General features: G+C 64.6%; 14 protein-coding genes and 1 tRNA gene. 10 read left to right on the forward strand and 5 right to left on the reverse strand.

From position 1 onward, the window contains the following. Positions 1–97 precede the first annotated feature (97 nt). The 3 genes from HNH97_RS02580 (at position 98) to HNH97_RS02590 (ending at position 1549) form a co-directional block, all read left to right on the forward strand. Complete coding sequence (locus HNH97_RS02580; protein WP_171789771.1) at positions 98–415, forward strand: integration host factor subunit alpha; 318 nt, start codon at positions 98–100, stop codon at positions 413–415. After that, positions 412–1326 carry a MerR family transcriptional regulator gene (locus HNH97_RS02585; protein ID WP_171789772.1) on the forward strand — a complete coding sequence of 305 codons (915 nt, stop codon included), beginning with the start codon at positions 412–414 and terminating at the stop codon, positions 1324–1326. The genes HNH97_RS02580 and HNH97_RS02585 overlap by 4 nt, the downstream gene beginning before the upstream one ends. Positions 1327–1475: 149 nt before the next feature. Continuing rightward, positions 1476–1549: transfer RNA gene (locus HNH97_RS02590), tRNA-Pro, on the forward strand. Positions 1550–1736: 187 nt separating this feature from the next. Here HNH97_RS02590 and HNH97_RS02595 read toward each other — a convergent pair. The 3 genes from HNH97_RS02595 to HNH97_RS02605 all read right to left on the reverse strand — a co-directional run bounded on the left by HNH97_RS02595 (position 1737) and on the right by HNH97_RS02605 (position 6024). Beyond that, positions 1737–2882 carry an AI-2E family transporter gene (locus HNH97_RS02595; protein ID WP_171789773.1) on the reverse strand — a complete coding sequence of 382 codons (1146 nt, stop codon included), beginning with the start codon at positions 2880–2882 and terminating at the stop codon, positions 1737–1739. 53 nt (positions 2883–2935) lie between these two features. After that, a complete protein-coding gene (locus HNH97_RS02600) occupies positions 2936–5017 on the reverse strand; it encodes a S9 family peptidase (protein ID WP_407716827.1) in 2082 nt (693 codons plus the stop codon). A 140-nt stretch (positions 5018–5157) separates the two neighbouring features. Next, positions 5158–6024, reverse strand: a complete 867-nt coding sequence (locus HNH97_RS02605) for an NUDIX hydrolase (protein WP_171789774.1) — start codon at positions 6022–6024, stop codon at positions 5158–5160. A gap of 152 nt (positions 6025–6176) precedes the next feature. Between HNH97_RS02605 and HNH97_RS02610 the strand changes: the two genes are divergently transcribed. The 4 genes from HNH97_RS02610 (at position 6177) to fusA (ending at position 11222) form a co-directional block, all read left to right on the forward strand. Continuing rightward, on the forward strand, positions 6177–8015 hold the full coding sequence (locus tag HNH97_RS02610; RefSeq protein ID WP_110913021.1) for an ABCB family ABC transporter ATP-binding protein/permease: 1839 nt from the start codon (positions 6177–6179) through the stop codon (positions 8013–8015). 122 nt (positions 8016–8137) lie between these two features. Beyond that, positions 8138–8425 (forward strand): hypothetical protein, encoded by a 288-nt coding sequence (locus HNH97_RS02615; RefSeq protein ID WP_110913020.1) that lies wholly within the window; start codon positions 8138–8140, stop codon positions 8423–8425. A gap of 199 nt (positions 8426–8624) precedes the next feature. After that, on the forward strand, positions 8625–8927 hold the full coding sequence (gene rpmB, locus HNH97_RS02620) for a 50S ribosomal protein L28 (RefSeq protein ID WP_110094223.1): 303 nt from the start codon (positions 8625–8627) through the stop codon (positions 8925–8927). 207 nt (positions 8928–9134) lie between these two features. Continuing rightward, positions 9135–11222 carry an elongation factor G gene (gene fusA / locus HNH97_RS02625; RefSeq protein WP_110913019.1) on the forward strand — a complete coding sequence of 696 codons (2088 nt, stop codon included), beginning with the start codon at positions 9135–9137 and terminating at the stop codon, positions 11220–11222. A 273-nt stretch (positions 11223–11495) separates the two neighbouring features. On the opposite strand, the gene HNH97_RS02630 is transcribed toward fusA, so the two are convergent. After that, on the reverse strand, positions 11496–12335 hold the full coding sequence (locus HNH97_RS02630) for an MBL fold metallo-hydrolase (RefSeq protein WP_171789775.1): 840 nt from the start codon (positions 12333–12335) through the stop codon (positions 11496–11498). A gap of 3 nt (positions 12336–12338) precedes the next feature. Beyond that, a complete protein-coding gene (locus tag HNH97_RS02635) occupies positions 12339–15140 on the reverse strand; it encodes a phosphoenolpyruvate carboxylase (RefSeq protein WP_171789776.1) in 2802 nt (933 codons plus the stop codon). A gap of 151 nt (positions 15141–15291) precedes the next feature. Between HNH97_RS02635 and HNH97_RS02640 the strand changes: the two genes are divergently transcribed. The 3 genes from HNH97_RS02640 (at position 15292) to sufB (ending at position 18676) form a co-directional block, all read left to right on the forward strand. Continuing rightward, positions 15292–16587: a DUF445 domain-containing protein gene (locus HNH97_RS02640; RefSeq protein WP_110913016.1), complete on the forward strand. Its 1296-nt coding sequence runs from the start codon at positions 15292–15294 to the stop codon at positions 16585–16587. A 122-nt stretch (positions 16588–16709) separates the two neighbouring features. Continuing rightward, positions 16710–17168: an SUF system Fe-S cluster assembly regulator gene (locus HNH97_RS02645; RefSeq protein WP_171789777.1), complete on the forward strand. Its 459-nt coding sequence runs from the start codon at positions 16710–16712 to the stop codon at positions 17166–17168. 17 nt (positions 17169–17185) lie between these two features. Further along, positions 17186–18676 (forward strand): Fe-S cluster assembly protein SufB, encoded by a 1491-nt coding sequence (sufB, locus tag HNH97_RS02650; RefSeq protein WP_110913014.1) that lies wholly within the window; start codon positions 17186–17188, stop codon positions 18674–18676. Positions 18677–18683: the final 7 nt, after the last annotated feature.

Here is an 18683-nt window from a genome sequence, read left to right on the forward strand (position 1 = left end):
TCGCGTCGGGGCCGTATCCGGCCGCGGAGGCAAGAAAAAAACACACCTGTCAGCACATTGAATTGACGCTGACGGATGGCATGCATAACGTTGCTGCATGAGCACAGTGACCCGCGCCACTCTGGCAGAACAAATCTACAGTCAGGTTGGACTTTCCCGTCATGAGTCCGCCGACATCCTTGAACACGTCCTGGAAAAAGTGGCCCATGCACTCGAAGCCGGGGACACCGTAAAGATCAGCGGATTCGGTACGTTTTCCGTCCGCAGGAAGGGGCGACGCACGGGACGCAACCCCAAGACGGGGGTTGAGGTTCCGATCCTGCCGCGTTCCGTCCTGGTCTTCCGGCCCAGCCAGCTTCTGCGGGCGCATGTGAACGGTAATGCCGGACATATGAATGCAGAGGACGACGAATGAATGTCCATGACCCCGCGCCGGGCGTCGTAAACGCCGCCACCGCCACGCCGGCATCAACCGATGATGCCCTGCCGATCTATGAGGTCGCGCGGCAGCTTGGTATTGCCCAGCATGTGCTGCGGACATGGGAAAACCGTTTTCCCCAGTTGCAGCCCATCCGTGGGCCAAGTGGTCGGCGTCTTTACCGGCCCGATGATGTCCAGTTGCTGCGTCGTATTTCCGACATGCTGTATGTCCGCCATCTCTCGCTTGGGGAGGTGCAGCGTATCCTTGCCGGGATGCCGGGGACGCGCGACATTGCCGGTGCGGCCACCACGCCTGCCGTTACGCCACAGGCGGCGGAGCCCGGCCCTGCCGCGCGCCCTTCGGTCGTTGAGATCACGGACGTGCAGGTCGAGGAAATCGAGACCGTCACCGTCATCCACCAGCAGGTGAGCGCAGCACCTCCTGCCACGCCTCCTGCGCCGGAAGAAAAGGCGCAGGCGGAGCAGGAAGACGTGTCGGCCCCTGCCGCAGGCCCTGCGCCTGTTGCCGTCACGGTTGAGGATGTTGCTCCCGAAGCCGCAGCCCCGGAAGTGTCAGCCCCGCTGGTTGCGAGTTCCCCGGAAGGGGAGGCGCCCGCCACCCTGCCGTCGCAGTTTGAGGCTGCATCCGCGTCATCTGCCGCCGCCCCCGAGGGCAGCGATGCCACGGAAGCCGTGGAGGAAGATGGCACCCCTGCGGATGCCGTGCCGGATGCGGCGCCACAGGTGGCTGCACAGGCGAATGGGGCCGAGGAGGAGGAATCGCCGCTCGAACAGCTTGTCATGCTGGAGCTTGAGCGCCTGCGGGCTGAAAACGTGGTGCTGCGTGATCATCTGCGCGGCGTGCTCGTTGAACTTGAGGCCCTGCGGGAGATGGTGCCGGTCTGAGGATCGGTCCTGTCGCAAGGGATCGGAAGGGGCAGGGACCACGTGTTCCTGCCCCTTCGTTTTTTATGTCCCTATTTTTGCAATTGAATGAAGAAGATGACTTGCGGGTACCGGGCGGGCCTGCTACACGATGCGTCATCGCAGACAGGCGGGCAGTAGCGCAGCCTGGTAGCGCATCAGTCTGGGGGACTGGGGGTCGTGGGTTCGAATCCCGCCTGCCCGATATCCCTGTCTGCGATAAAAACTCCTTAAAATATGAAAATTTCCTGTGCCTCTGATCGGGGCATGCGCGTCCGTGCGTGCAGGGGGTTGCCTGCAAGGCATAAGGACGTGTTTGGTGAGGCCCCTTGCCTGAAAACGCCTTGGAAAATGCCGTCTTTCAGGCCCGCAGGCGGCATCCAGACGGTTTCTTAATCGCGCACGCGCGTCCAGTTGCGCCATAGCATGTGCAGCACGGCCATGATGGCCGGCCCCATGAACAGGCCCAGCAGGTTCCAGCTTTCCGCCCCGCCCAGGATCCCCGTCAGCACCCACAGGAACGGCAGTTGCGTTGACCCGCCGATCAGGGCCGGACGCACGAGATGATCGGCCAGGAAGATCACCGCCAGTCCGACCAGCATGATGACAATGGCGATCACCGCGCTGCCCTTGATCAGCAGCAGGGTGGCCACGATGCCAATCGCGATCATGGCGCAGAACGGGATCATGGCGGCCACGGCCGTCACGACCCCGAACAGGAACGCATGGGGCGCACCCGCGATCAGGTAGGCAACCCCCATCACCACGCCTTCACCCATGCCCACCAGCACCAGTCCCGCGACCGTGCCGTGGATGGAGGCGATGATCTGCAGCGCGATCCGCTCCCCCCGCTTGCCAAAGGCGCGGCGTGACACGACCAGGCACTGGCGGATGACGCTGTCCCCGTCCTTGAGCAGGAAGAACAGTGTCAGGATGGAAAAGATGAACAGGATGCCACGGTGCGCCAACTGGCTGCCCACCTGCTGCGTCATCTTCACGCTCTGCCCGATGCGCAATGACCCCAGCAGGGCGGAAAAATCATCGGGGTTCTGCAGGTGGCTTTCCCACCATGCCCGCAGGGTCTGCGCGCCAAGCGGCAGGTGATCGATCCATTGCGGCACCGGCATGCCCGACTGCCGCGCGTTGTTCAGCAGGTGCAGCACCCCTTCGGCATCGCGCGCGGCCTCCAGCCCGAACAGGGTGACGGGCACAAGGAAGATCAGCGCGATCCCGAGTGTGAAGGCCGCGGGCAGCAGCAACTGGTGTGTCGCGGCATGCCAGCGCGTGCGCGCCCGGACATAGAGCGGCCATGACGCGATGGCGAAGATGCCGCCCCAGATCAGCGACGGCAGGAAGCCACGGACCGTATACAACGCCATTGCGACAAAAAACAGCGCCAGCAGGCCGCGTGCGATCCGCTGCGTGCGCTGCGTCTCCCGAAAGGAGCGGAATGTCCGCAGCGACTGTCTGTTTTCGTCAAGACCGGGTTCCGGGACATGGGACTCGGCGCCAGCGTTCTTGTGGTCCGGCATGGTCATCCTTGTGATGGGACGCGCCCGGACGGGCCGGGCGGTGGTGCGGTGGAACGGGGTCAGGCGGTTTCAACGGCCCAGATGGCAAAGGCATGTATCAGGGCCGCATCGCGCAGGGAATCGAAACGACCCGTCGCCCCCCGATGTCCCGCCTCCATATTGGTGCGTAACATGACCGGGCGCGAGGACAGCGTGTTTTCACGCAGTCGCGCCACCCATTTCGCGGGCTCCCAGTAGGTCACGCGCGGGTCCGTCAGCCCTCCCATCGCCAGGATGGCGGGATAGGCGCGCGGCCGCACCTGTTCATAGGCGGCATAGCTTTCGATCAGGTCGTAGGCCGCCACGTCCTCCAGCGGGTTGCCCCATTCGGGCCATTCCGGCGGCGTCAGCGGCAGGGAGGCATCCGACATGGTGTTGAGTTCATCGACGAACGGCACGACCGCGACGATCCCGGCGAACAGGTCCGGCCGCATGTTCGCGATCGCCCCCATGACCATCCCCCCGGCAGAGCGTCCGTCGGCCACGATTCGTCCCGCCGTGCCGAATCCCTGCGCAACCAGATGTTCGGCGCAGGCGATGAAATCGGTAAAGCTGTTGGGCTTGTTTTTGCCGCGCCCGCCAAGGAACCAGTTCCAGCCCTTTTCCGAACCGCCACGCACATGGGCGATGGCGTAAAACCAGCCCCGGTCCACAAGGCTGAGCACGCGGGTGGAGAAATCAGGCTCGATCGCATGCCCGTAGGAGCCGTACCCATACAGCAGCAGCGGCGCGGAACCATCGCACGGCGCGTCATGGCGGCCCAGCACGGTAATGGGCACCTCCTGTCCGTCGGACGCGCGGGCCATCAGCCGCCAGCAGCGATAGTGGGCCGGGTCATGGCCGGAGGGGACATCCTGCTGCTTGAGCAGGGTATGCGTGCGCCGCGCCATGTCATAGGCGAACCACTGCCGCGGCGTCGTGGGCGACTGGTAGATGTAGCGCAGTTCCACCGTGTCATATTCATACCCGCCCGAAAGGGAGAGGTCATAGGCGGCCTCCCGCGGGGCGAGGGCATGGCGCTCCCCGCTGCGGGACTGCATGATGATGCGGCAGTTGGCGTTGTGGCGTTCGCGCCAGACCAGCCAGTCGGCGAAGGTCTGGCATTCGGTGATGTAGCGGCCGGGTTCATGCGCCACCAGTTCGCGCCAGTTCGCGCGTGCGGGGGCATCCTGCGGGGCGAGTTTCAGCGTGAAATCCACTGCGCCACCGGCATTGGTCAGCACGACGAAATCCGTGCCCCAGTGATGCAGCGTGTACATCACGCCAGTGCTGCGCGCCTCCGCACAGGCCGGGGCGGCATCGGGGGTTGCGGCCGGGATCAGCCAGGATTCGGACGTATCATGGTTGCCCGCCGTGATGATGATCCACTGGCCCGATCGCGTGGCCTCCACCCCGACAAAGAAACCCGCGTCCTTTTCCTCATAGACGAGGATATCGGTATCGCCACCGACCTGTCGGCGATAGACGCGGGCGGGGCGGCCATGGTCGTCGCGCCAGATCCAGAACAGGTGGCGGCTGTCGGGGGCGAAGGTGAACGCGCCGCTGCAATTGTCGATCGGCGGGCCAAGAGGTTCGCCGGTTGCGATGTCATTGACCCGCACGCGATAGATCTCCGACCCCTGCGTATCCTCGGCATAGGCGAAAAGCCTGTGGTCCGGGCTGTGGGCTGCGGTGGCGACGGCGAAATAGTCGTGCGTGGCGGCGCGGGCGTTCATGTCGAGCAGTACCTGCTCGTCCTGCGGCGCATCGGTGCGGTGGCGGGCATAAACGGGATACTGCGCGCCCCCGTCATAGCGTGTGTAATAGGACCATGGCCCGTGCGGCAGGGGGGGATAGGATTCCACTTCCTGCATCCGCCCCTTCATTTCCGCGACCAGGGCGGCCTGCAGGTCCTGCGTGCCGGACAGGATTTCGGCGGTATAGGTGTTTTCCGCCCGCAGGTGGGTCGCGATGTCCTCGCGCAGCAGGGCGGGGTCGCGCAGGACCTCCTGCCAGTTCTCGTCCTTCATCCACGCATATTCGTCATGCCGCACGCGGCCAAGCTGCTCTATGCGGTTGGGGATCCTGCGCGCGACGGGGGGCTGGGGCAGCGGCCGGGTCATGGGCATCGGTCCTTCATGTCGGTGGCGGGGAATGGCCCCGGCGGGTTGTCCGCCATGGCGGCATGTCCCGCGCGAAATGGCAATAACGAATGGCAGTCAGTGGCGATGCGGGCGACAGCGCCCTGCCGCCCGGGCCGCCATCAGGCCTGCGCCGGGGTGGCCGGGGCGAAGAACCGCCAGCCATCAAGCCCCGCGCGCAGGCGCTGCCCCTCGGGCGAGGTCGCGTCGATCAGGCCCGTGCGCAGGAACAGGTCGATCAGGACAAGGTTGACGTTGAATTTGAAGGCGTCGGTGTCGCGCACCAGCCGGAAGGCCTCGGTCAGGGGAATGAGGGAGAATTCCTCCACCTCCCCATCGGCGGGGCGAGGCATGAAATCCTCGGGCAGGACGATCTCGAAACAGTGCAGGATGTCGCGGCGCAGCCCCTCCGGCCGGTCAAGGGCGTAACGTATGTTCACCGTGGGCGTTGCGTGCGCCAGCAGGCTGGCCGGCAGGCTGGCCTCCTCCGCCGCTTCCTTCAGCAGCGCCTCGGCAGGGGTATGTCCCGCCGGGATCCCGCCCGCCACAAGGTGGTCGAGCTTGCCGGGGTCGAGCCGCTTCGTCATCGACCGACGCGCGATCCACAGGTGCAGCCCGTCCGCGCGCCGCATCAGCCCGTTGAGGTGCACGCCCTGCGCCATCAGCCCGAACAGCGGCAGCGCGCCGCGGTCGATCCGCGCGACCGGTGGGGCATCGACATCCGTGCGCACATCGAACAGTTCATGGTGGGAGCGGTAGACGCCCTGCCTTGCCATGTCCTCGGCAATCCGTTCCAGCCGTGACGGATCGGACAGCGTCACCACGCCATCCGCATGGGTCATGCCATGTTCCAGCAGGACGGGCAGCAGTTCGGGCGTGACCCATCCGGCAGGCGTCGCGCCAAGGTGGAACGCCAGCCGCCGCCCCGGCAGGGTCGCGGTGTTGCAGGCGGCGATATGGCGGAAAAAAGGATTCAGGTCGGTGGACATGGAACCATCACTTCATATTGGGGCTCCGTTGCCATAACGGCTGCTCCGGGGGCTGACAATCCTTTGCTCGGGCCGCAGCACCTGTCCGGTGGCCACGGAACCGGTGTGGAATATGGCTTGCAAATCGGTGGGGGCATGTCACATCCGAAGGCATGACTGCATCCCGTGCCACCGACCGCCGCGCGCCCGATACCGAAACCTCGGCCATCAAGACCCTGCATGCCCTGCTGCCGTACCTGTGGCCGCCGCATGACCTTGGCGTGCGCCTGCGGGTGGTGGGGGTGTGCGTGCTGCTGGTGCTGGCGAAGGTGGCCACGATCTGCGTGCCCTACCTCTACAGCCGCGTGATCGACGCGCTGCATCCGGGGCCATCGGCGGGGATGCTGCCGCTGCTGCTGGTCGTGGCGTATGGGGGGCTGCGCATGCTGGCCGCGGGACTTGGCGAACTGCGTGACGCGCTGTTCGCGCCGCTGCGCTTTCGCATCAGCCGCGTCGCCGCCATCCGCAGTTTCGAGCACATGCACCAGCTTTCGCTGCGCTTTCACCTCAACCGGCAGTCCGGCAGCGTCACCCGTGCCATCGCGCGCGGGACGGAGGCGATCGAGACGCTGCTGCGCGTGGGCGTGTTCAACGTGGTGCCGACCCTGATCGAGGCGCTGATGGTCATCATCGTCATCTGGCGGCTGTTCGACTGGCGCTATGCCATCATCATGCTGGTGGCGGTCGCGGCCTATGTCGGCTTTACGGTATCGTTCACCTCGTGGCGGATCGGGCTGCGCCGGCGCATGAACGAGATCAACAGCGAGGCAAGCTGGAAGGCGCTCGACAGCCTGCTCAACTACGAGACGGTCAAGTATTTCGGCAACGAGGCGCATGAGCGCGACCGGTACGAGGATGCGCAGGACCGGTATGAAAAGGCGGCGATCCGCACGCAGCTTTCGCTCAACGGGCTGAATTTCGGGCAGGCGGCGATCATCGCCGTGGCCCTGATCGCGGTCATGCTGATGGCCGCGCGTGACGTGGAGGCCGGGCGGCTGAGCGTCGGGCATTTCGTGCTGGTCAACACCTACCTGATGCAGCTTTACCTGCCACTGAACTTCCTGGGCAGCGTCTATTCCTCCCTGCGCAATTCGCTGGTGGACCTTGAACACATGTTCGCGCTGCTTGATGAGCGTTCCGACGTGGTGGACCGCACCGGTGCGCTGACGCTGCCCGCTCGCCTTGACGAGGCCCCGGCCGCCGATGTCCGCTTCCGCCATGTGCGCTTTGGCTACCGGCCGGGGCGCGAGATCCTGCATGATGTCAGCTTCCACGTCCGCGCGGGCAGCCGTGTCGCCATCGTCGGGCCGACGGGGGCGGGCAAGTCCACCATCAGCAGGCTGCTGTTCCGCTTCTACGACGTGGATGCGGGGTCGATCGAGGTCGATGGCCACGACATCCGCGATTATGCGCAATCGGCCCTGCGCGCGGCCATCGGCGTCGTGCCGCAGGATACCATCCTGTTTAACGACACCATCGGCTACAACATCGCCTATGGCTGCCTTGGCGCAACACAGGCGCAGGTGGAGCAGGCGGCGCGACTGGCGCGGATCCATGACTTCATCGCCTCGTTGCCCGATGGCTATGCCACGCGCGTGGGCGAACGCGGGCTGAAGCTGTCGGGTGGGGAAAAGCAGCGCGTGGCGATCGCGCGCACCATCCTGAAGAACCCGCGCATCCTGCTGCTGGACGAGGCGACAAGTGCGCTGGACACGCGCACCGAACATGAAATCCAGTCCGCCCTGCGCACGGTGGCCGCGCACCGGACCACCATCATCATCGCCCACAGGCTGTCGACCGTGATCGACGCGGATGAAATCCTCGTGATGGAAAAGGGGGTGATCCGCGAACGTGGCGACCACCGCACGCTGCTCGAACGTGGGGGGCTGTACGCCGGGATGTGGGCCGCGCAGGCGGAGGAGAACGCAAAGGCGCAGGTGGCCCAGGACTGATGCCGTGGTGCGGGCGGCCATGCAAAGGGGACGCCGCGCGTCGGCGCGCCCTCTGGTCAGCGGCGTGGGCAGGGTCCATATGAAGGACACGAACAGACAAGCCGGAAGGGAGCTTTCCTGAAATGACGGATACGAAGAACACGCCCCATGACGCCGCCGGGGCCGGGCAGGATGGCGGTATCCCCGCCGAACTGAGCCATTGCGGCGCGGTCGTGGACAAGGCGATCGAATACATGCTGGGTGAAAACCTGCCGCCGGTCGCCATCTCCTCCGCGCTGCTGGGTGGCGCGCTGGGCCTGCTGTCGCGCACCATGGGCAAGGACGCCATGCAGGCGATGCTTGAAAATGCCCTGCACAGCGTGCAGGCGGGCGAACTGCACCCCGAACATGACCGCGCGGGCAAGAACTGACGCAGGGGGATGTGTCCCATTCCCGCCGAATCAGGAGGGGAGAGGGGCAAAAAACCCTGTTTTCAGACAAAAAACGCCGAATCATGGCATATCCGTCTTGACGGATTGCGGTGGTTTGGCGATAAGCCGCGCCTAATCTAGACGATCCTTAAGCCGGGCATCAGTGCCTCGGCCCCAGTCTTATCCGAGGATGATACTTATGTCTCGCCGTTGCCAGATCACGGGCAAAGGCGTGCTGACCGGAAACAACGTCAGCCACGCCAACAACAAGTCCCGCCGCCGTTTCCTGCCGAACCTGCAGGAAACCTCGCTCCTGTCCGACATTCTCGGCACGCCGGTGCGCCTGCGCCTGAGCACCAACGGGATCCGCACGGTCGAGCATAATGGTGGTCTGGACGCGTTCCTGCTGTCCACGCCCAACCGGAAGCTGACGCCCGAGGCGATGACCGTCAAGCGCCGCATCCTGCGCGTGCAGGGCCGCAAGGCCGCCGCCGCAGCCTGAAGGCGGCCACGACCCGCATCCGCGCCGTGAAGAACGCGCGGATGCGGTGTCGCGCAGAGGCCTGGCCGATGTCAGGTCCGTTATTCCGTCGTGCCGGTCTGCATCGTCCAGCCATCGCGGTTTGGGGCGGGAGCAGCTCACGGTCCCGGCAGGCGCGAAGGGAACCCTGTCCCGTTCGCGCCCTCGTTGTCTTGTGGAGGTTCTCCCGTGTCCGACAAGTCTGATCTGTCCCTGATTCGCAATATCGGTATTACCGCGCACATCGATGCGGGTAAGACCACGACGACCGAGCGCATCCTGTATTACACCGGTGTGTCGCACAAGATCGGTGAAGTCCATGAGGGCAACACCACCACCGATTACATGGCGCAGGAGCGTGAGCGCGGCATCACCATCACGTCCGCCGCCGTGACATGCGAATGGGAAGGCCATCGCATCAACATCATCGACACCCCGGGCCACATCGACTTCAACATCGAAGTCAACCGCTCGCTGCGTGTGCTCGATGGCGCGGTGTTCATCATCGAAGGCGTCGCCGGCGTGCAGCCGCAGTCGGAAACCAACTGGCGTCTGGCCGACCGCTACAACGTCCCGCGCATCATCTTCATCAACAAGCTGGACCGCACCGGCGCCGATTTCTATCACGCGTTCGACACGCTGAAGGAAAAGCTCGACATCGTCGCGATTCCGCTGCAGCTGCCGATTGGCGCGGAAGAGAATTTCGTCGGTGTCGTTGACCTGATCGAGATGAAGGCCATCGTCTGGGAAGGCGGCGAACTCGGCGCGAAGTTCCATGACGAGGAAATCCCCGCCGACCTGCTGGAAAAGGCGAAGGAAGCCCGCCAGAACCTGCTCGACACCGCGCTGGCCGTCGATGACGCCGCGATGGAAGAGTATTTCGACAAGGGTGACGTTGATGTCGCGACGCTGAAGCGCTGCATCAAGAAGGGCACCATCTCGGGCGAGTTCCGTCCCGTCCTGTGCGGCACGGCGTTCAAGAACAAGGGCGTTCAGCCGCTGCTCGATGCGGTCATCGACTTCCTGCCCGCGCCGGACGATGTCGAAGGCATCCGTATCGCGCCGCCGGAAGACGAGGAAGTTGACGAGAACAAGCTGCCGATCATCCCGGTCGATCCCGACGGGAAGTTCGCGGGCCTGGCGTTCAAGATCATCAACGACAAGTACGGCACGCTGACGTTCGTGCGTGTCTATCGTGGCGTGCTGCGCACCGGTGACACCGTGCTGAACACCACGAAGGGCCACAAGGAGCGTATCGGCCGCATCTTCCAGATGCACGCGGACAAGCGTGAGGAACTCAAGGAAGTGCATGCCGGTGACATCGCGGCGTTCGTCGGCCTGAAGGACACCCAGACGGGTGATACGCTGGCCGATCCTGCCGATCCGGTGGTTCTGGAACGTATGACCTTCCCGGTTCCCGTCATCGACATCTCCGTCGAGCCGAAGACGAAGGACGCGGTGGAAAAGATGACGCTGGCGCTGCAGAAGCTGTCCGGTGAAGATCCCTCCCTGCGCCTGAAGACCGATCAGGAAACCGGCCAGACCATCCTGTCGGGCATGGGCGAACTGCACCTCGACATCATCATCGACCGCCTGCGTCGTGAATATGGCGTGGATGCGAACATCGGCGCGCCGCAGGTTGCGTATCGCGAGACGATCACCCAGGCGCATACCGAAACCTATACCCACAAGAAGCAGTCGGGTGGTTCGGGCCAGTTCGCGGAAGTGAAGATCGAGTTCGCGCCGGTCGAGCGTAACGAAGGCATCTCCTTCGAGAACAAGGTCGTCGGTGGTTCCGTGCCGCGTGAATACATCCCGGCCGTTGAAAAGGGCATCACCATGCAGGCCTCCACGGGCGTGCTGGCGGGCTTCCCGACGGTGGACTTCAAGTTCACACTGCTCGACGGTAAGTACCATGACGTCGACTCGTCCGCGCTGGCGTTCGAAATCGCGGCGAAGGCCTGCTTCCGTGAAGGCATGAAGAAGGCCGGTCCGGTCATCCTCGAGCCGATCATGGACGTGGAAATCACCACCCCGAACGACCATGTCGGTGACGTGGTGGGTGACCTGAACCGTCGTCGTGGCATGATCCAGAACCAGGAAAGCTCGGGCTCGACCGTCATGGTCCGTGCGCTGGTGCCGCTGAAGGAAATGTTCGGCTACATCTCGCACCTGCGTTCGATGACGAAGGGCCGTGCATCCTTCACGATGCAGTTCCATCACTACGATCCGGTGCCGCGCAACGTGGCAGAGGAAATCATGTCCAAGTCCGCCTGATCACGGCAGACAGGACAGACGGGAACAGGGCCAGCCTCCTTCGGGGGCTGGCCTTTTTCTTTGGCGATGGGGCTCTCCCCTGAGAGCCGCAGAGGGGATTGCCCTTCGAAAACCATGATTTTCCAGCGCATGGGGGCCGTCCCGTTCCCGCCGGAACCGGGCAAAGCCCGAAATTTCAAAAGTTTTTGGTGAAGCTTTTTTCAAAAAGCTTCAAAAGACACCGCCCTGTTGAAAAAAGGCGCCCCCCGACCCTTCCATCGTAACTGAAAAAGACTACGCGTGGGCCCAGGTGTCGCCAGCCTGTACCGCCCGCCCGTCATCACGCAGCTTTTCCAGATGCGCCCGCAGGTTCAGCAGTGCCGCCCGCCGCAGGCCGGGGCGCAGGCGGTGATAGGCCGCATCGACAATCTGTTCCGGCGTGCGGGGGGAGGGCAGCAGCAGCGCGGCAATGCTTTCATGTCGCGACAGGCGATGTTCGATCAGGCCGCGCATGCAGGTTTCAGGCTGTTCTATGACCGGACCATGCGCCGACAGCAGCAGGCGCGGCCTGCATCGCAGCAGGCGTTCCATGCTGTCGAGGAACATCTGCACCGACCCGTGCGGGGCAGGGGGGATCAGCGTGGTGGACCATCCCATCACGTGATCGCCCGTCAGGATCACGCCATCGGTGGTCTGCAGGCAGATATGATCCGTCGCGTGGCCGGGGGTATGGAGCACCCGCAGTCCCGCGACCAGATCGAGGTCATGCAGCCCTACATCGGGTGTAAATGCGGGCTCCGCGCTGCGGTGCCATGCATGGATGGGGGCCCCGGTGCGGCGTGACAGCGGGGCGGCCCCGTCAAGGTGGTCGTGATGGGTGTGCGTCAGGATGATGTGCGTCAGGGGCCGGCCATTCAGGGCGCGCTGCACCGCGTCGAGGTGCGCGTCATCCGCGACGCCGGGATCAATGACGGCGCATCCCCCGTCGGCATGATCGACAATCCATGTGTTGGTGCCGTTGCCGGTCATCGGGCCGGGATTGTCGGCCACCACGCGACGGAGGGTTGGCGTGGCCGCGATCGCCACGCCACAGGGGGGCGGTGCCTCCACCACGCGCCAGTCATAACGCGACATGGCTCAGCCAAAGGCCCCGACATGGTGCATCACGCCGGTGCTGATTTCGCGTATCAGCGAGAACAGGCGCTGCATCGGTTCAAAAATCTCCGTGTATTCGCGCATGTAGGTCCCTTCGTCGCGCGGGCCATGCGGTTCATGGAAATCGAGGTCGAAGCTGCGGTCGGCATGATAGGGGAAGATCTTTTCAAGCTCCTTGAGCACGTCGGGGATCTCGAGGCACAGGACCTTCGCCGTCAGCACATCGCGGGTGAAGGCGTTGCGCGGCGCGAAATACGGGATGCGGGTGGACAGCATCCAGATCTGTTCGATCACGGCGATGCGGATGGCATGCAGCAGCATCTCGTCGGCCTCCATCCTCGGGGCGCTGGGCCATGCGTTGCGCAACGCCAGGTGATCGGATTGCAGGCGCCGGAACATGGATTGCGTGCAGGCCCAGAAATCCAGCCGCTCCAGCCCATGCATCAGCGTCAGGCAGGCTTCCTGCTGCTTCGGGTCATGGTGGGCCGTCGCGCGCTGCAGCCACATGTCCGGGTCCAGCAGGCGGATGACACCGCGCAGGACGCCGTCGCTGGAATGGGCCAGCGCATGGGCCGCGAAATCCAGCGCCCGGCGGAAGCGCGGACTGTCGCTGAGGTAGCGTTCGAACGTGTCGGGATGGCGCGCGGCGGCGGTCCCCAGTCCCTGCAGCGTGTTGGCGCACCAGCCAAGCTGCTGGAGGATGGCGTTGTTGGGGATGGCGCGCAACTGGCTGGGATGGCGGATGCGCGTGGTGATGGCGGCCGTGTCGCTCTGCCGGGCGGAGGGGCGCGATCCCGTCTTGTCGATCAGCGACGGCCCGAACGCGCCCAGCAGCGCGGCATAGCCCGGATCCTCCACCAGTCCCGTCATGCCGCGCGCGATGGCGGAGAAGAAATCGGCGGAGAAATCAGGTTCGTCGTAAACCGGGTCCTCGTCGATGGAGGTCGCGGCGAACGCATGTTCGGCAATCACGCTGACGGTCGCGTCCGCCAGTGGCTGCGTCCCGAACAGGAGGTAGCCGTCCCCGCCCTGGAACGCCGTCTCCTCGCGCAGGCGGATGCCGGCCTGCAGGAAGCGCATGCGTGCGTGCGGCGGGGAGAGGTAGTCGAAACGGTCCGCCAGGCTGTAGGGATGCGCGCCGCGCCCGATGCTCTCCCCATGGGTGTCGAACAGGATGACCTCCACGAAGGCGAGGTCCCATTGCCGCAGCAGGTCACAGACCTTCAGCCGCAGCCGCTCGATCAGGTAGGTCGCGGCCAACTGCCCCACATAGCGTCCCGAATCCGAAAAGCCGAACTGCAGGCTGAGCTTGCGCGTGCGCTGCAGGTAGGCGCGCCAGTGCGGGGAATGCAGGGCTTCCTCGATCAGGTGCTCGCCCTGTTCCAGCGCGTCCTGCGTCTCGAACAGGGGGGAGATCTCGATCATCTCCTCCACGCCCAGCAGGCGCGCCAGCCACAGCGCCGTCAGCAGGGTGTAGCCGGTTTCCGTCTCCGCGATCAGGAAGCGGATGGGGGTGGTGCGGTCGATATGGCGCAGGATCTGGCGCACCGTCATCATCAGCCGGCCCGCCGTGGACTGTTCCACCAGCAGGGAGCCGAAATCGATGTCGATGGACTGCGTCGTGTCCAGCGCCTCGTCCATGCGGGCGATCAGGGCGCGGCGCTGTGCATGGATGTCGGGATTGTCGGTAATGCCCAGGCGCTGGCGTGCGACATTGTGCAGTTGCGTGGAGTTGAGCCGCACATGCGTGTGCGCGGCCGACAGGCCATGGGCCATGAAGCCCGCGCGCGCGACCGCCAGCGTCATCTTGTCATCGGGGGTGGCGGCGTCGATGGCCTCGGCAAAGGTGGGGGCGAGGTCGTTGCTGCTGGTCAGGGCCTCGTCACGGCGGCCGATCAGGACGGCGGCGAAATTGGCCACGGCCTGCGGGTCGGCGCCATCGGGGCAGGCGGTGATCTGCGCCTCCACCGCCTGTACGGCGCGGGTTACGCGTTCATGCAGGTCGTTGGGGACGGACGTGACAGGCGCGATCTGCGCACCAAGGCGCGTCAGTTGCATATGCTTCATGCGCAGCCGCAGCCGCAGCGTGTCCCACCAGCCGATATCGGTGCGCCCGTCCGTGTCGTATCCGACCCAGCTTGTCATGATGATCGGGCGTGGCGCCAGCGTTGCCCACAGTTGCGGCCAGTGGGCCCGCGCCTCGGTCAGGAGGATGCGCGTCAGGCGGTCCAGCGCATTGCGCCCACGCAGGATCGCCTGCGTCGCCAGCGTGAACTCCTCGTCCAGTGTCGGCGGCGCCGCGCGGCGATGCGTCAGGAAGGCCGGGACGTCGGTCGGGGGCTGCTGCGGGTTCTGCGTCGCCATGTCGGCAAGGCAGTCATAGACCGGGTTGGCCAGCGCGAAGGTCGGGTGGGCGGTGAACACGGCGGCAAAGCGGCTGCGTTCGGTGGCGGCGCGAAAGCGGGCGATGGGCACCGGGCTGTCATTGGGGTCGGGCTGCATGATGCGACGCGCCACGTCGCGCATGCGCTGTTCGATGACCGCGTCGTCCACGCCCCCGACATAGGCGGCGATATGGCACGCACGCCGGGCGAAGGCGGCGTCACGCAGGCGGCGCACCCATGCCTCCAGCGCGTCGATCGACAGGCCATCCCTGTCGATCTGCCGTCCGATGCTGCGTGCCAGCGTCATGACCGGGTTGTCGGAAAGGGCGGGGATCGCCACAAGTTCGCGGGCCTGCTGCTGCAGCATGTCTGTCGCATGAGGGGCAGAGGCCTGTGACATCAGAGGGTCCTGTCGTGAAAATTGCATGATGCCCCAGCGTCCCATGTTCGTCGTCGCTTCGCAATCGCCACGGGGTTGTGTTCACGTGTATTTGGAGGTTCCCGGCCACGGCGTATTGGGTCCGGGGACACATAATGGTATCAAAAGGTTCATGAACAACATTCCACAAGCCGACAGGGACGCCTGGCGTGTCCTGCAGCGTTACAAATGGTCGGCAACCGGGCTGTTGGTCGGGATGGCGGGCCTGACGGTTGCGGGCTATGCCCTGCCGGCATCGGGGGTGATGGCCGACCATGCGTGGCTTGACGTCCTGCGCTCGGGGGCGAAGGCCGGGGTGGTCGGCGGGCTGGCGGACTGGTTCGCGGTCACGGCCCTGTTCCGCAGGCCCATGGGCCTGCCCATCCCGCATACCGCCATCCTGCCCGCGCAGCAGGAACGCCTGGCCCAGGCGCTGGGGCGGTTCGTCTCCACCAACGTCTTTACCGAACAGGACGTGGCGAAGGCGATGCAGCGCATCGACCTGCCCAGCGTGATCGGCGACATCCTGCGCGATCCCGAAACCGTGTCCACCGTCAACCGCGCGGTCATCGGCGCGGTGCCGCACATGCTGGACCGGCTGGAGGACGGGCGCGCCAGCAACGCGATCTCCCGCCTTGTGCCCAGCCTGCTGGGGGGGGAGGAAATCGCCCCCATCATGATCCGCAGCATGCGCGCCCTTGTCGATGGGGACCGCCACCAGGAGGTGCTGTCGTTCCTGCTGATGCGGCTCAAGGACGGGCTGAAGTCCAAGGAACACTCCCTGCGCCAGATGATCGAGGAGCGCGTGCGCGAACAGGGCGGGCGCATTCTTGGCTGGGCCATTGGCGGCTCCATCGCCACGAAGGTCCTGACCGCCGCGAGCGAGGAACTTGACCGGATCGACCCGCAGAATTCCGAACTGCGCGAAGGATTCACCACCTGGGTCCGCGCGGAAATCGACCGGATCGAGCAGGATGCCGACCGCCGCCGCGACCTGGCCGGCACGATCAAGGGGGTCCTGTCACATGACAGCATCCGCGGATGGAGCGGTGATATCTGGCACCGCCTGCGGCAGGTGATCGAAAGCGACATCGCCAGGGGGGAGGAAGGATGGACCGCATCCATCGTCCGCGATGCGCTGCACCGCCTGTCGGAACAGATGTACCACGATGCGCAGATGCGCCAGCGCGTCAATGACGCGGCCCAGCGCATGGTCAACAGCAGCCTGCCGTTCCTGCGTGACAGCATGTCACGTTTTATTGCTTCGGTCGTGGCCGGGTGGGACGCGAACGCCCTGAGCGACCGGCTGGAACTGCGTGTCGGGCGCGATCTTCAGTATGTACGCTTCAACGGGACGCTGGTCGGTTTTCTGGCCGGATGTGGCCTGTCCGTGCTACTTCAGCTTATATTCGGCACCGGCATCGGATAGGAAAGCATCATGATGTGCCAAATGAACTTGACGAACCGCGACAGGTGTCTCATCTGGAACTGAGTAAATCAGTACCAGTCTGGTCCATTTAATGTTGGACGTGGCGGGTACGGGAGGGCAGAATGCTGAAACTTTCAAAACTGACCGATTACGCCGTCGTGGCCCTGGTCCGTCTTGGACAGAAAGAGGACGTCACGACCTCTCCCGTGCTGTCGCGTTCCACCGGGATCCCGGAACCGACCATCGCCAAGGTGCTCAAGGTGCTGGCCGCGCAGGGGATCGTCATTTCGCAGCGCGGCGCACGTGGCGGCTATCGCCTTGCGCGGCCACTGTCGCAGATCTCGGTCGCGGCGGTGATCCAGGCGATCGACGGGCCGATTTCGCTGACGACCTGTGTCGATGGCGGGGAATGCGACGCGCGTTCGAAATGCGGGCTGGTGGGACAATGGGATGCGGTCAACGGCGCGATCCTGCAGGCGCTGTCGTCCATTTCGTTGTCCGACATGCAGAACCATACAGTGACATCCCGGCGAGGCCCCGATGCCCCGTCCGCGGCCCTCGGCCCCCTGGCCACGGCCTGAAGGAGGAGTGAAGACAGATGCCAGCAGTTGCCGAGACCCGCAAGACCGTCGAGACGCTGGGCCAGAACACCTATAAATGGGGGTTCGAGACCGATATCGAGATGGATATCGCGCCAAAGGGCCTGAACGAAGACATCATCCGCCTGATTTCCACCCGCAAGAACGAGCCGGAGTGGATGCTGCAATGGCGCCTGAAGGCCTACCATTCATGGCTGGAGATGAAAGAGCCGACATGGGCGAAGGTGCATCACCCGCCCATCGATTACCAGGACGTGCATTACTACGCCGCGCCGAAGAAGAAGCCGGGCCCGAAATCCCTTGAGGAAGTCGATCCCGAACTGCTGCGCACCTACGAGAAGCTGGGCATCCCCCTGCATGAGCAGGCGCTGCTGGCCGGTGTGGAACTGCCCGAGGGGGAGGAGGCGCGCCCCCCCGTCGCGGTGGACGCCGTGTTCGACAGCGTGTCGGTCGCGACCACCTTCCGCAAGACCCTGTCGGAAGCGGGCGTCATCTTCTGCCCCATTTCGGAGGCCGTGCAGGAATATCCAGAACTGGTGCGGCAGTACCTCGGCAGTGTCGTGCCGGTGACGGACAACTTCTACGCCGCGCTGAATGCCGCCGTCTTTACCGACGGGTCGTTCGTGTTCGTGCCGAAGGGCGTGCGCTGCCCGATGGAGCTTTCGACCTATTTCCGCATCAACGCCCGCAACACCGGGCAGTTCGAGCGCACCCTGATCGTGGTGGAGGACGGGGCCTCCGTCTCCTACCTCGAGGGCTGCACCGCGCCGATGCGTGACGAGAACCAGTTGCACGCCGCCGTGGTCGAGCTTGTGGCGATGGAGGATGCGTCCATCAAGTATTCCACGGTCCAGAACTGGTATCCGGGGGACGAGAACGGGCGCGGCGGCATCTACAACTTCGTGACCAAGCGCGGCGCATGCCGTGGCGCGCGGTCCAAGATTTCGTGGACGCAGGTGGAAACCGGTTCCGCCATCACATGGAAATACCCGTCATGCATCCTTCAGGGCGAAGGATCGGTGGGGGAGTTCTATTCCGTGGCGGTGACGAACAACCACCAGCAGGCCGATACGGGCACGAAGATGATCCATATCGGGCGCAACACGCGTTCGACCATCATCGCCAAGACCATCAGCGCGGGACAGTCCGACAGCACCTATCGCGGGCTGGTGCGCATGATGCCCAAGGCATCGGGCGGGCGTAACTTCACGCAGTGCGACAGCCTGCTGATCGGGGATCGCTGCGGGGCGCATACCGTGCCCTATATCGAAAGCCGCAACATGTCCGCCAGCATCGAACATGAAGCAACCACATCCAAGATTTCCGAGGACCAGCTATTTTACTGCCGTCAGCGCGGCCTGTCGGAAGAAGACGCCGTTGGCCTGATCGTCAACGGGTTCTGCAAGGATGTGCTCAAGGAACTGCCGATGGAATTCGCCGTGGAAGCGCAGAAGCTTCTGCAGATCAGCCTTGAAGGCAGCGTCGGTTGAACAGGGA

Source organism: Gluconacetobacter entanii (genome assembly GCF_013155425.1).
Lineage (GTDB): Bacteria > Pseudomonadota > Alphaproteobacteria > Acetobacterales > Acetobacteraceae > Novacetimonas > Novacetimonas entanii.